The following is a 13,556-nucleotide window of genomic DNA, read 5'->3' on the forward strand; positions in this document are numbered from 1 at the left end:
TGCCCAGGTGACGTCTAGGATCATGCTGAGGCGGCATCCTCTATCCGACCATTGCATCGTCATCTCCGCGGAGGCTCGGATCCAGATCGGCGGACGGTAGCGATCCGACCGTCATGGTATCGATCTGGGTTCCCGCCTTTGCGGGAATGGCAAGGCAGGTAGCGGTCTTTTCGTTTGCCGCCTGCTGGTCGAGGGGGAAGTCGCCCGTATACGAACCAACGAAATCCCCGGATTTCCCGTGCCGTGAGCCTCCGTTTGCGACCCAGGAATCCATTTCGCGCGGCAATTGCTTCCGAAGCGGTCAACGAAACTCGTCGTAAAAACCCGACGATCCCCAAAAATCCCGTTGCGTCCCCGTAGCGCTATGGTAGATGGAGGTTAATACAGGGGCACGTTCACCGTTGGCTGAAGCTGCGGTCGGAACGCGACGATGGTCGCGTTCCGAAACGGTAGACGTGTGCGCCATTTCGAAGGGTTTTGGCGTGTTGGTACGGGGTCGCTATCAGGGAGACGGTATCGGCCTTGTCGACGACAAGGGCCGGGTAGCCATCCCTTCGGCGCTCCGGACGACCCTCTCCGCAAATGCGCCCAAGGCGAACGGCAAGGACGGCGGGACCATCATCATTGGCGCGCATCAGAAGAATCGCTGCCTGGTCGCGTATGATCCCGGTTACGTCGACATCCTCGCCGAGCGCCTCGATCGCCGCGAATCCGAGAACACGTCGGCGAACGGCGAATACGACTACAACATCAAGCGTGCCGCCGCGTCCGGCGAAGCGGTGCCGTTCGACGGCTCCGGTCGCTTCATCATGCCCGCGTTCCCGCGCTTCTATGCGGGCATCAAGGGTCATGCGTTCTTCTACGGCGTGCTCGATTACATCGAGATCTGGGACCCCGCGACGCTGATCGCCACCGACGGCATGCCCCCCGTCGTCAAGGAGATGGCGCGCTTCTACATGGCCGAGAAGGGGGTGGAGCTGTGAGCAATCCCGACGCTCCGCATATCCCCGTCCTGCTCGACGAAGTCCTGGCCGCGCTTTCCCCTGAGCCCGGCGAGACGATGGTCGACGGCACGTTCGGTGCGGGCGGCTACACGCTGGCGTTGCTCAAGTCGGGCGCGCGGATCGTCGCGTTCGACCGCGATCCAGACGCGATCGCCGATGGTCGCGCGATGGAAGAAGCCGAAGAAGGCCTGACGCTGATTGCCGCGGACTTCTCGGCGATGGCGTCAGAACTCGAGACGCGTGGCCTCGCGCCGGTGGACGGCGTGACGCTCGATATCGGCGTGTCGTCGATGCAGCTCGACCAGGCCGAGCGTGGCTTCTCGTTCCAGTCGGATGGCCCGCTCGACATGCGGATGGCGCAGGCCGGCATGTCGGCCGCGGACTTCGTCAACGAAGCGGACGAGAACGAGATCGCCGACGTGCTCTATCAATATGGCGACGAGCCCAAGTCGCGGCGTGTGGCGCGGGCGATCGTCGCGGCGCGCCCGCTGACGCGGACCGGCGAACTGGCGCACATCGTCCGCCGCGCGCTCGGCTACAAGGCGCACGACAAGAAGGACCCCGCGACGCGGGCGTTCCAGGCGATCCGGATCCACGTGAACCGTGAGCTTGGCGAACTCGCCGACGGGTTGCTGGCGGCCGAGCGCGTGCTGAAGCCCGGTGGTCGGCTCGCGATCGTGACGTTCCACAGCCTCGAGGACCGGATGGTGAAGCGCTTCCTGCGCACGCGCTCTGGTGGATCGCCTTCAGGTTCGCGTCATCTTCCGCAGGTGAAAGCCGTTGCGGAACCTAGTTTTTCTCATGTCGGCCGCGGTGTTCGCGCCGGCGAGGCCGAGATCGTACGCAACCCGCGCGCGCGCTCGGCGACATTACGGACGGCGCGGCGGACCTCCGCGCAACCCTGGACGGAAGAGGTGACGACATGACGGCGGCGTATCGGATGAAGGGTGTGGGCTGGTTCGGGGGCTGCGTGGCCGTCGTGCTCGGTTTCTACCTCGTGTCGCTGCAGGTCGCCGCCGAGCGCAAGAAGCTGGAGGCGGTCAATGGTCAGATCCGCTCCGCGCAGCGCGACATCCGTGCGCTCGAAACCGAGTTCGACACGCGCGGCAATCTTGCGCAGCTCGAGCGCTGGAACGGCGATACGCTGGCGCTGTCGGCGCCGACGGCCGGTCAGTTCGTCGTGAGCGAGGCCGCGCTCGCGGCGCTCGACGTCAACAGCCTGCGCGCGGACGGGGTCCAGACCGCCGCGCTGCTGGTGCCGTCGGGGGCGGGGTCCGTCGTCTCCACGTCGATCGTGCCGGTCACCGCTGCTCCTGCCGTGGTCAAGCTTGCTCCGGTGCAGATGGCGCAGGTTAGCGCACCGCGCGCGATGAACGTCGCGATCCAGGCTGCGTCGAAGACCGCACTCAAGCCGGTCGTGATCCGCGCGTCGGTGTCGACGCCGCGCTCGGCCGAGGCCGCACTCGTCCGCGCTGCCAAGACCGAGCGCCTCGCCGCCGTCGCGAAGGTCCGTCCGCAGGCAGTCGCGATGCTCGACCGCAAGCTCCTGTCCGACACGACGCTGGGTGACATCATGAGCGGCGCCCGCTCCGAGAGCCGTAAGCGGCGGTGACCGCCTTGGTCGCCCGGCCCGTCTCGCAGCAACGTAGCGCCAACCAGCGTCATGCACTGGTGGCGACGGCGCACACGCGCCTGATGATGCTGATGTTCCTGTTCGGAGCAGCGGTGCTGGTGGTGGTCGGGCGGCTGGGGATGCTGGCGGTGCAGGCGTCGCTCGCCGATCCGCAGGCGCGCTCGGCGGCGATTGCCGCGCGCGGGGATATCGTCGATCGCAACGGCGCGCCCTTGGCGCGGACGATCGACGCTTGGACGATCGCGGTGCACCCGAAGAAGCTGATCGGTGATCCGACCGAGATCGCCAGCAAGCTCGCCGCGTTGATGCCCGAGGCGGGCGACCAGGCGCATTATTATGCGCTGCTGACGTCGGGCAAGAGCTTCATCTATCTCCAGCGGCGCGCGTCGCCGGCGCTGGTCGAGCAGGTCAACGCGATCGGCGAGCCCGCGATCGTGTTCGACCGCGATACGCAGCGGCTCTACCCGCAGTCGACGATGGCGGCGCATGCGCTCGGCTTCCTGTCGACCGCAGGCCACGGCATGAGCGGGATGGAGCGCGTGCTCGACGAGCGGCTGACCAATCCCGCGCTCAACGGCACGCCGGTCGCGCTGTCGCTCGATAACCGCGTCCAGGCGGCGATGGAGAGCGAACTCGGCCGCGCGATGACGACGTTTTCTGCGCGCGGGGCTGGCGGTATCGTCCTCGACGTGGCGACCGGCGAGGTGATCGCGATGGTCTCGCTGCCGACCTTCAATCCCAACCGCGTCGGCATGTCGGGCAGCGAACAGCTCCGCAACATCACGACCCAGAGCGTGTTCGAGCTTGGGTCGACGTTCAAGCCGATCACGATGGCGACCGCGATGGACACGGGTGTCGTTACATCGTTCGCGCGGCGCTTCGATGCGACGCATCCGCTGCAGGTCGGGCGCTTCACGATCCACGACGAGCGCGGCGATCCGAAGCGCTGGCTCAACATGGCCGAGACGCTGATCTATTCGTCCAACATCGCCACCGCTCGTGTGGCCGACGAGGTCGGGCCCGGGAAGATGCAGGCGATGTTCAAGAAGCTTGGCTTCGATACCAAGCCCGATATCGAACTGCGCGAGAAGGGCCGCCCGCTGTGGCCGAAATACTGGGCGCGGACGACGACGATGACCACCGCCTATGGCCACGGCATCGCGGTGACTCCGCTGCATCTGGCGAGCGCGTATGCGGCCTTGGTCAATGGCGGGATCTGGCGGCCGGCGACGTTGTTGAAGGTCGCGCCGGGTCACGCCGTTGCCGGTCGTCGGGTGATCAGCGAGCAGACCAGCGCGCGCATGCGGCAGATGCTGCGGCTGATCGTGCAGCGCGGTACGGGTCGCAAGGGCGATGCACCGGGCTACCGCGTCGGTGGCAAGACCGGGACGGCCGAGGCCGCTGTGTCGGGCGGGTATGATCATTCGCGCAACGTCGCGACGTTTGCCGCGGCGTTTCCGATGGATGCGCCGCGCTATGTCGTGCTGGCGATGCTCGATTCGCCGCTCGGGACGAAGGAAACCGCCGGGTGGAAGACTGCGGCGTGGAATACCGCGCCGGTGGTCGGCCGGACGATCTCGCGCGTCGGTGCGATCCTGGGCGTCGTGCCCGACGCGCACCGCGATATCGACGAGTCTGACATCCTGCCGACTTTGTGGCAGGACCCGTCGCGTACACAGCCGACCGGGCAATGAGGACTATTGCATGAAACTCGCAGCGCTGACCGACGGGACGGAAGAGGCGCAGGTGACGGGGTTCGCGATCGATCACCGCAAGGTCGCGCCGGGCACGGTGTTCGGCGCGTTCGAAGGCGCGCGCGTGAATGGCGAGGATTATATCGACGACGCGATCCGCTCGGGTGCGATCGCGGTGGTCGCGCGGCCGGGGCTGACGGTCGAGGGCGCCACCTACATCGCCGATGACAACCCCCGGGAGCGGTTTGCGCAACTGGCCGCGAAGTTCTTCGCACCGTTTCCCGAGACGTCCGTGGCGATTACCGGGACGAACGGGAAGACGTCGTGCGTCGAGATGACTCGGCAGCTGTGGCGGATGGCGGGGTTTCATGCGGCGTCGATCGGGACGCTTGGGGTTACGACTGCCGACGAGCGGGTGACGACCGGGCTGACGACGCCGGATGTGGTGACGTTCCTGTCGAACGTGGCGGGGCTCGCGCGTGAAGGCGTGACGCATCTGGCGTTCGAGGCGTCGAGCCACGGGCTGACGCAGTATCGGACCGAGGGCCTGAAGGTCGCCGCGGCGGCGTTCACGAACCTCAGCCGGGACCATCTCGACTATCACGGCGACATGGCGGCGTATTTCACCGCCAAGATCCGGCTGTTCTCCGAGGTGCTGTCGACGGACGGTGCGGCGGTGGTGTGGGCGGATGATCCGCAATCGGCGCGGGTGATTGACCTGGCACGGGAGCGTGGCAATCGGTTGATCACGGTCGGGACGCAGGGCGAGACGCTGCGATTGGTTGGCCGTGACCCGACTTTGCTCGGGCAGGGGCTGACGATCGAGGCCGAGGGGCAGACGTACAAGGTCAACCTGCCGCTGATCGGCGCGTATCAGGCGGCGAACGCGCTGGTGTCGGCCGGACTGGTGATCGCGACCGGCGGCGATGTGGGCGCGACGCTCGCCAATCTGTCGCGGTTGCAGCCGGTACGCGGGCGGCTGGAACGCGCGGTGATCGCGAAGTCGGGTGCGCCGGTCTACGTGGATTACGCGCATACGCCTGACGCGCTGGAGGCGGCGATCGCGGCGTTGAAGCCGCATGCGGGCGGCAAGCTGATCGTCGTGTTCGGCGCCGGCGGTGACCGCGACACCGGCAAGCGGGAGACGATGGGGCAGGTCGCGGTGCAACACGCCGACCGCGTGATCGTGACCGACGACAACCCCCGGACCGAGGACGCTCGGGCGATCCGCTGCGACGTGTTGAAGGGCGCGCGTGGGGCTGAGGAAATCGGCGACCGGCGTGCGGCAATTGGAGCTGCTGTGCGGGAGGCTGGGCCCGAGGATATCGTGCTGATCGCCGGCAAGGGTCACGAACAAGGCCAGATCGTCGGCGACATGGTCCTGCCGTTCGACGACGTGACCGTCGCGCGGGAGTGCGCGGCGTGAGTGGTACGACATCGTCATTCCCCTCCCGCCTGCGGGAGGGGCTAGGGGAGGGCGCGACGTACGTACTGGCGTCCGGTCTATTTGGTCAGCCCCTCCCCCGACCCCTCCCGCAAGCGGGAGGGGAGCAGTGAGCTTGTGGACTTCCGCCGAGATCGCGGCCGCTACCGGTGGTGTGGTGTCTAGTCACTTCGCCGTCATTGGCGTTGCGTTCGACTCGCGTGAGGTCGGCCCCGGCGACTTGTTCATCGCGATGAAGGGCGAGGCCAGCGACGGGCACCTGTTCCTCGACCAGGCCTTCGCACAGGGCGCGGCTGGGGCGATCGTGTCCGAGCGTTGCGAGCACCCGCACGTCCTCGTCGCCGACAGCTTCGTCGCGTTGCAGGCGCTTGCGCGCGCGAGCCGGACTCGGAGCGGTGCCAAGATCATCGGCGTCACCGGCTCAGTCGGCAAGACCAGCGCCAAGGAGGCGTTGTTCGCCTGCCTCGACCGCGCAGCCCCCGGCGAGGTGCACCGCTCGGTCAAGAGCTACAACAACCACACCGGCGTCCCGCTCAGCCTCGCCCGCATGCCGCGCGACGCGAAGTTCGGCGTGTTCGAGATGGGGATGAACCACGCCGGTGAGCTTGCCGAGCTGACCCAACTCGTGCGGCCGCACATCGCGATGATCACTGCGATCGCGCCTGCGCATACCGCGTTCTTTCCCGACGAGAGCGCGATCGCCGATGCCAAGGGGGAGATCTTTGCCGGGCTCGAACCGGATGGGACTGCGATCGTGCCCTATGACAGCCCGCACCGCGATCGGCTGCTCGGCCATGCCGCGCCACACGCCGCGCACATCGTGACGTTCGGCAGCGAGAAGGGCGCCGATGTCCGCGCGATCGAGGCGATGCGGCTGCCGACTGGCGGGACGTTCGTCACCGCGCGGATGGGGCAGGGGGCCGAGCACGAGCTGAGCTTCACGATCGCGCAGCCCGGCGCGCACTGGGTGTCCAATGCGCTCGGCGTGCTGGCATGCGTGCAGGCGGCCGGCAGTGATCTCGGACTCGCCGGCCTCGCGCTGGCCGAACTCGGCGGATTGCAAGGTCGTGGCGCGCGGTCGCTGGTGACCGTCGGCGAAGGCCAGGCGCTAGTGATCGACGAGAGCTACAACGCCAACCCCGCGTCGATGCGCGCGACGCTCAGCGTCCTCGGCCACGAACCCGGCCGCCACATCGCGGTACTCGGCGAGATGCGCGAATTGGGCGAGGGCTCCGACGACTATCACGCAGCCCTCGCCGAGCCGATCCTCGCCGCGCGCGTCGAAATGGCGCTGCTCGTCGGTGAAGCGATGGCGCCGTTAGCGCAGGTGCTTGAGGGACAGATCGAAACCGTCCATGTGGGCGACGCTGCGGCCGCGCTCGCGTCGTTACGGACGATCCTGGCGCCCGGCGATGTCGTGCTCGTCAAGGGATCGAACGGGGTAGGCCTCGCGCGCGTCGTAGCGGGTCTCCAGGCTGGCCTCAAAGGCGGGATTAACTGAATGTTGTACTGGCTCGCCGAGCATCTGGGGTTTCCCGGCCTGCTGAACCTCATCCGCTATCAGACGGTGCGGACCGGCGGCGCGGTCGCGACCGCCTTGATCATCGGCCTGATCATCGGGCCGAAGTTCATCGGCTGGTTGCGCGTGCGGCAGGGCAAGGGCCAGCCGATCCGCGCCGATGGCCCGCAATCGCATCTGTCGAAGCGCGGCACGCCGACGATGGGCGGGCTGATGATCCTGACCTCGATGTGCCTCGCCATCTTCCTGTGGATGGACCTGAGCAATCCGTACGTCTGGGCGTGCCTGTTCGTGACGCTCGGCTTCGGGACGATCGGGTTCCTCGACGACTATGACAAGGTACGCAAGGCGAGTACCGCGGGGATCAGCGGGCGCACGCGGTTGTTGCTCGAGTTCATCATCGCCGGCGTCGCCGCGACGATCATCATGTCGCAGAACGGGCCGCATCTGTATTTGCCGTTCACGTCGCGCATGTACCTCGACCTGGGCTGGTTCTTCCCGGTGTTCGCGGCGTTCACGATCGTGTCGTTCGGTAACGCGGTGAATTTGACTGACGGGCTCGACGGGCTGGCGACGATGCCGGTGATCATCGCCAGCGTCGCGTTCATGGTGATCGTGTACCTGGTCGGGAACGTGAAGTTCGCCGATTACCTCGGTATCCCGCACGTCCCTCGCGCGGGTGAGTTGGCGATCTTCTGCGGGGCGATCGTCGGCGCCGGGCTCGCGTTCCTGTGGTTCAATGCGCCGCCTGCAGCGGTGTTCATGGGCGATACCGGGTCGCTCGCGCTCGGTGGCGCGCTGGGGACGATCGCGGTCGTCGCGCATCACGAGATCGTGCTGGGGATTATCGGCGGGCTGTTCGTGATCGAGGCGCTGTCGGTGATCATCCAGGTGTTCTTCTACAAGCGAACCGGCAAGCGCGTGTTTCGGATGGCGCCGATCCACCATCATTTCGAACAGCTTGGCTGGGCCGAGGCGACGGTGGTGATCCGGTTCTGGATCATCGCGCTGGTGCTCGCGCTGGTCGGCCTCTCGACGTTGAAGCTGCGGTGATTGTCGCGCAGGCCTGGCGCGGGAAACGCTATGCGGTGCTGGGACTGGCGCGGTCTGGGGCTGCGACTGTGCGGGCGTTGGTGGCTGGCGGTGCGCAGGTCGTCGCGTGGGATTCCGATGAGGCGAAGCGTGCTATCTTCACTCCCTCCCCCCTCCGGGGAGAGGGTTGGGGTGAGGGGCAGCCCAGCAATGCTGCGCCTGGAACAGCCCCTCACCCAACCCTCTCCCCGGAGGGGAGAGGGCTTTTAGAAGTCGCACCGCTTGACGATCTTTCGGGGTTCGACGCTCTGGTGGTGTCGCCGGGGGTCCCGTTGAACACGCACCCGCTCGCTGCAACCGCACGCGGCGCCAACGTCCCCGTCATTGGCGACATCGAACTTTTCGCACAGGCCCGTGCAGACCTCCCGCCGCACAAGGTCGTCGGCATTACCGGCACCAATGGCAAGTCCACCACCACCGCGCTCGTCCACCACATCCTCAAGACCGCCGGCATCCCCACGCTGATGGGCGGCAACATCGGCTTACCGATCCTTGAGCAGCAACCGCTCCCCGAGGGGGGCGTCTACGTGCTCGAACTGTCGAGCTACCAGATCGACCTGACGCAGACGCTCGACTGCGACGTCGCGGTGTTGCTGAACGTCACGCCGGATCATCTCGACCGGTACGACGGCTTCGAAGGCTATGCCGCCTCGAAGGCGCGGCTGTTCGCGATGCAGTCGGCCGAACACGACGCCGTCATCGGCATCGGCGACACGCCGTCCGCCGAGATCGCGCGCGGGCTGTCGGCGAAGGGCGAGCACCTGACCAAGATCGCTCCCGGCGTGTGCATGGATCAAAGCAACTGGCCGACGCTCCAGGGCCCGCACAACGCCCAGAACGCACTCGCCGCGATCGCCGTGGTCAAGGCGCTGGGCGTGAGCGAGGTCGATATCGACCGCGGCCTCACCAGCTTCACCGGTCTTCCCCACCGTATGGAACAGATCGCCTCGTACGCCGGCGTCGCCTATGTCGACGACAGCAAGGCGACCAATCCCGAGAGCACCGCACCCGCATTGGCCGCGTTCGACCGGGTCCACTGGATCGTCGGCGGGCGCGCGAAGGGCGACGACCTCGGCGCCTGCAAGCCCGCCTTCGGCCACGTCGTCCACGCGTACACTATCGGCGAGGCTGGCCCGAAATTCGCCGAAATCCTGAAAGACTCCATGCCCGTCGAGAACGTCGGCACGCTCGACGCCGCGGTCCGCACTGCCGCCGCAAACGCCAAGCCGGGCGACACTGTTTTGTTATCCCCCGCCTGTGCTAGCTTCGATCAGTTTCGCGATTACGAAGCGCGCGGGGCCGCGTTCCGCGCTGCGGTGGAGTCGCTGGCATGACCGATATCCGCGCTGGAAGGATCGACGTTAGGGGCGATATGGGCACACCGAAGACCAGCATCGTCGCCAAGATGAAGCGGCGCGGCGGGCGGGGCGATCAGTCGCCGCTCGGCACTTGGTTCTGGGATATCGACCGGATGCTGCTGCTGCTGACGCTGTTCCTGATCGCGATCGGGCTGATTGCGGTCGCGGCGGCGTCGCCGGCGAGCGCGGTCCGCTATTCGGGTGAGCACCACAAGATCGCGCCGCTCTATTATTTCTGGCGGCAGTTGATGTGGGTCGGCGTGTCGCTCCCCGTGCTGTTCGGCGTGTCGATGATGCCCGTTGCGATGGCGCGACGGATGGCGATCGGCGGGTGTGCGCTGCTGGTGCTGATGCTGATGCTGACGCCGTTCATCGGGGTCGAAGCCAATGGCGCACGGCGCTGGCTTGGCGTCGGCTTCGCGCAGTTTCAGCCGTCGGAATTCCTCAAGCCGTTCTTCATCGTCACGGTCGCGTGGCTGTTGTCGTTGCGTGCGAAAGATGCCGAGCTGCCGACCGTGCTGATCACCGGCGCGATGACCGCAGGTGTCGCGGTGCTGTTGATGTTGCAACCCGATTTCGGCCAGACGATCATCTTCTGCTCGGTCTGGATGGCGTTGCTGATGATCGCGGGAACGCCGGCCAAGGTGATGCTCGGCCTCGTCGCGATGGCGCCGGCCGGATTGATCGCAGCCTATGTCTTCTATGGCGTGGCGCGGTCGCGGATCGATGCGTTCCTGTTTCCGGGGGTCGAGGGCGAGGGCGCGGGCGACCATTTCCAGACGAACGCGGCGCATAATACGCTGACCGCGGGCGGCTGGACCGGGACGGGGCCGGGTGCGGGTGCGGCGAAGTTCGGGCTGCCCGAGGCGCATACCGACTATATCTTCTCGGTGATCGGCGAGGAGTTCGGGCTGATCGCGTGCTCGGTGATCGCGGTGATTTTCCTTGCGATCGTGGTGCGCGTGTTCGTCAAGTTACTGGACGAGCAGGACGAATTCAAATTGCTCGCCTCCGCCGGCCTCGCCACGCAGTTCGGCGCGCAGGCGCTGGTGAGCATGGCGGTGAACACGGGGCTCGCACCGTCGAAGGGTATGACGCTGCCGTTCATCAGCTATGGCGGGTCGTCGATGATCGCGTTGTCGGTCGGCATGGGGTTGCTGCTGGCGTTTACCCGGCGCAATCCGTTTCTCACGCGGAGCCCCTATGTCGTCCGCTGGAGTGGTGAATGAGTAAGCATTACGTCCTCGCAGCCGGTGGCACGGGTGGACACATGGTCCCGGCAGCGGCGCTCGCAGCCGAACTGACCAAGCGCGGCCACCGTGTCGCGCTGGTCAGCGACGCGCGCGGCGTGCGCTTTCCGGGGCTGTTCGAGGACATCCAGACGCATGTCCTGCCGGCTGGGCGCTTTACCGGCGGGCCGCTTGGCTGGGCTCGGGCCACGCGGGAGATGTGGCGCGGGCGGGCAATGGCGCGCGAGCTGTACCGGACGTTCAAGCCTGCCGCAGTGATCGGCTTTGGTGGCTATCCTGCGCTGCCGGCATTGCTGGCGGCGTTCGCGGACAAGATCCCGACCGCGGTGCATGAACAGAACGCGGTTTTGGGGCGCGTGAACCGCTTCGTCGCGGGGCGCGTGGACGCGATTGCGACCTCGTCCGAGCCGACCGAGCGCCTCGCGCCGAAGCTGCTGGGGAAGGCGCATCTGGTCGGCAATCCGGTGCGGGAGGCGGTGCTGGCGTTGCGCTCGCGACCGTATCCGCTGCTGGAGGAAGACGGCATCTTCCGCGTGCTCGTGACCGGCGGCAGCCAGGGGGCGAGCATCCTGTCGCAGGTCGTGCCCGACGGGCTGGCGATGCTGCCGGTGACGTTTCGGCGGCGGTTGCAGGTGACTCATCAGGCGCGGATCGAGGATATCGACGCGGTGCGCGCCAAGTACGCCGAGCATCATATCCCGGCCGAGCTGGCGACGTATCTGCCCGATATGCCCGAGCAACTGGCCTGGGCGCATCTGGTGATCGCACGCGCGGGGGCTTCGACGATTTCGGAACTGACCGCGGCGGGGCGGCCGGCAATCCTGGTGCCGCTGCCGGGGGCGACCGACGATCACCAGACCGTGAACGCGCGCGAGATCACGCGGGCGGGCGGCGCGCGGACGATCGCGCAGGGAGACTTTACCGCAGTGGAACTGGCCAAGCAGATGCAGAAACTCGGGCTCGATCCAGCGGCGTTGCAGAATGCGGCGGGGCGTGCGCGGAGTTGCGGGCGGCCGAATGCGGCGAGCGATCTGGCCGACCTGGTCGAGAGTCTGGATGCGCCATTGTCGCGGATTCCTGTCGGTGCGCCGTCGAAGCCCAAGGCGCAGTTCGCATGAAGGGCGTCGCAACGGATATCGGCACGATCCACTTCGTCGGCATCGGCGGGATCGGGATGTCGGGCATCGCCGAGGTGATGAAGAACCTCGGCTACCGCGTGCAGGGCTCGGACGTGGCGGAGGGCTATGTCGTGCAGGGTTTGCGCGACAAGGGCATTCCGGTGGCGATCGGTCACGCTGCGTCGAACATCGGCGATGCCGCGGTGGTGGTCGTGTCGACCGCGATCGTGCGCTCGAACCCGGAGGTCGAGGCGGCGTTGAACGCACGCGTACCGGTAGTGCGGCGGGCTGAGATGCTGGCGGAATTGATGCGGTTGAAGTCGACCGTCGCGGTGGCGGGCACGCACGGGAAGACCACGACGACATCGATGGTCGCGGCGTTGCTCGATGCGGGCGGGGTCGATCCGACGGTCATCAACGGCGGGATCATCAACTCGTACGGCTCGAACGCGCGGCTGGGCGCGAGCGACTGGATGGTCGTCGAGGCGGACGAAAGCGACGGCAGCTTCCTGCGGCTCGACGGCACGATCGCGGTCGTTACGAATATCGATCCCGAGCATCTCGATCATTACGGCTCGTTCGACGCGGTGAAGGATGCGTTCGTCGAGTTCGTCGAGAACGTGCCGTTCTACGGCGCGGCGCTGCTGTGCCTCGATCACCCGGAGGTGCAGGGGATCCTGCCGCGGGTGCGCGATCGTCGGGTCGTGACCTACGGTTTCTCGGCGCAGGCTGACGTGCGCGGGGTCGAGGTTACGCCGATACCGGGCGGCAATCGCTTCGATTGCGTGGTGCGCGAGCGTGATGGCGCGACGCGGACGATCTCGGGGATCGAGATGCCGATGCCGGGGCGGCACAACGTCCAGAATGCGCTGGCGGCGATCGGGGTGGCGCTGGAACTCGGGATTGCGGATGCGACGATCCAGCAGGGGTTTGCCAAGTTCGGTGGTGTGAAGCGGCGCTTCACCAAGGTTGGCGAAGTGGCCGTCGAAGGCGGGGGCGTGACGATCATCGACGATTACGGGCACCACCCGGTCGAAATTCGGGCGGTGTTGGCGGCGGCTCGCGAGGGCGTGAAGGGGCGCGTGATCGCGGTGGTGCAGCCGCATCGCTATTCGCGGCTCGGCAATCTGATGGAGGATTTCCAGACTGCGTTCAACGATGCGGACCGGGTGTTGGTGACGCCGGTTTACGCGGCGGGCGAGGCGCCGGTGGAGGGGGTCGATGCGGCGGCTTTGGTCGAGGGGCTGAAGCGGCGTGGGCACCGGTTTGCGGGTGTGGTTGCTGATGCGGATGCGCTGGCGGTGGAGTTGGCGGCGACGATCGAGGCTGACGACATGGTTGTTTGCCTCGGGGCCGGCGACATTACGAAATGGGCTGCCGGGCTCGCCGACGCGATCGCTGCCGAACGCGCGAAGGTGCTGGCGTGAACGCTCGCGCTTCTGCT

At 66.9% G+C, this 13,556-nt stretch carries 11 protein-coding genes; all 11 read left to right on the top strand.

Features of this window, described 5'->3' with window-relative positions; genetic code table 11:
- The first annotated feature begins 482 nt into the window (after positions 1-482).
- The 11 genes from O6Y00_RS06975 to murC all read left to right on the top strand — a co-directional run bounded on the left by O6Y00_RS06975 (position 483) and on the right by murC (position 13,539).
- Positions 483-983 (top strand): division/cell wall cluster transcriptional repressor MraZ, encoded by a 501-nt coding sequence (locus tag O6Y00_RS06975; protein WP_353441889.1) that lies wholly within the window; start codon positions 483-485, stop codon positions 981-983.
- Positions 980-1,930, top strand: coding sequence for a 16S rRNA (cytosine(1402)-N(4))-methyltransferase RsmH (rsmH, locus tag O6Y00_RS06980; RefSeq protein ID WP_353441890.1), 951 nt, complete (start codon positions 980-982; stop codon positions 1,928-1,930). Before O6Y00_RS06975 ends, rsmH begins: the two co-directional genes overlap by 4 nt.
- Entirely contained in the window at positions 1,927-2,616 is a 690-nt protein-coding gene (locus O6Y00_RS06985; protein ID WP_056060249.1) for a hypothetical protein, read from the top strand. Before rsmH ends, O6Y00_RS06985 begins: the two co-directional genes overlap by 4 nt.
- The gene (locus tag O6Y00_RS06990) at positions 2,613-4,331 is read left to right on the top strand and encodes a peptidoglycan D,D-transpeptidase FtsI family protein (protein WP_353441891.1); all 1,719 of its coding nucleotides are present in this window, start codon (positions 2,613-2,615) and stop codon (positions 4,329-4,331) included. Before O6Y00_RS06985 ends, O6Y00_RS06990 begins: the two co-directional genes overlap by 4 nt.
- 10 nt (positions 4,332-4,341) lie before the next feature.
- Positions 4,342-5,757, top strand: a complete 1,416-nt coding sequence (locus tag O6Y00_RS06995; protein ID WP_353441892.1) for a UDP-N-acetylmuramoyl-L-alanyl-D-glutamate--2,6-diaminopimelate ligase — start codon at positions 4,342-4,344, stop codon at positions 5,755-5,757.
- A 127-nt stretch (positions 5,758-5,884) separates the two neighbouring features.
- Complete coding sequence (locus tag O6Y00_RS07000) at positions 5,885-7,276, top strand: UDP-N-acetylmuramoyl-tripeptide--D-alanyl-D-alanine ligase (protein ID WP_353441893.1); 1,392 nt, start codon at positions 5,885-5,887, stop codon at positions 7,274-7,276.
- Positions 7,277-8,347, top strand: a complete 1,071-nt coding sequence (gene mraY, locus O6Y00_RS07005; protein ID WP_056051331.1) for a phospho-N-acetylmuramoyl-pentapeptide-transferase — start codon at positions 7,277-7,279, stop codon at positions 8,345-8,347. It abuts the gene before it with no gap.
- Positions 8,344-9,720, top strand: a complete 1,377-nt coding sequence (murD, locus tag O6Y00_RS07010; protein ID WP_353441894.1) for a UDP-N-acetylmuramoyl-L-alanine--D-glutamate ligase — start codon at positions 8,344-8,346, stop codon at positions 9,718-9,720. The genes mraY and murD overlap by 4 nt, the downstream gene beginning before the upstream one ends.
- 71 nt (positions 9,721-9,791) lie before the next feature.
- Complete coding sequence (locus O6Y00_RS07015) at positions 9,792-10,973, top strand: FtsW/RodA/SpoVE family cell cycle protein (protein WP_353442243.1); 1,182 nt, start codon at positions 9,792-9,794, stop codon at positions 10,971-10,973.
- Positions 10,970-12,112 (top strand): undecaprenyldiphospho-muramoylpentapeptide beta-N-acetylglucosaminyltransferase, encoded by a 1,143-nt coding sequence (murG, locus tag O6Y00_RS07020; RefSeq protein WP_056486645.1) that lies wholly within the window; start codon positions 10,970-10,972, stop codon positions 12,110-12,112. The genes O6Y00_RS07015 and murG overlap by 4 nt, the downstream gene beginning before the upstream one ends.
- Positions 12,109-13,539, top strand: coding sequence for a UDP-N-acetylmuramate--L-alanine ligase (murC, locus tag O6Y00_RS07025; protein ID WP_353441895.1), 1,431 nt, complete (start codon positions 12,109-12,111; stop codon positions 13,537-13,539). The genes murG and murC overlap by 4 nt, the downstream gene beginning before the upstream one ends.
- Positions 13,540-13,556 lie beyond the last annotated feature (17 nt).

The sequence above is a fragment of the Sphingomonas faeni genome (genome assembly GCF_040407565.1).
Classification (GTDB): domain Bacteria; phylum Pseudomonadota; class Alphaproteobacteria; order Sphingomonadales; family Sphingomonadaceae; genus Sphingomonas; species Sphingomonas faeni_F.

Excerpts from the sequence above, each read along its gene's own strand:
- mraY (WP_056051331.1), top strand. The coding sequence starts at position 7,277 with ATGTTGTACTGGCTCGCCGAGCATCTGGGGTTTCCCGGCCTGCTGAAC.
- O6Y00_RS07015 (WP_353442243.1), top strand. The coding sequence starts at position 9,792 with ATGAAGCGGCGCGGCGGGCGGGGCGATCAGTCGCCGCTCGGCACTTGG.
- O6Y00_RS06995 (WP_353441892.1), top strand. The coding sequence starts at position 4,342 with ATGAAACTCGCAGCGCTGACCGACGGGACGGAAGAGGCGCAGGTGACG.
- murC (WP_353441895.1), top strand. The coding sequence starts at position 12,109 with ATGAAGGGCGTCGCAACGGATATCGGCACGATCCACTTCGTCGGCATC.
- O6Y00_RS06985 (WP_056060249.1), top strand. The coding sequence starts at position 1,927 with ATGACGGCGGCGTATCGGATGAAGGGTGTGGGCTGGTTCGGGGGCTGC.
- murG (WP_056486645.1), top strand. The coding sequence starts at position 10,970 with ATGAGTAAGCATTACGTCCTCGCAGCCGGTGGCACGGGTGGACACATG.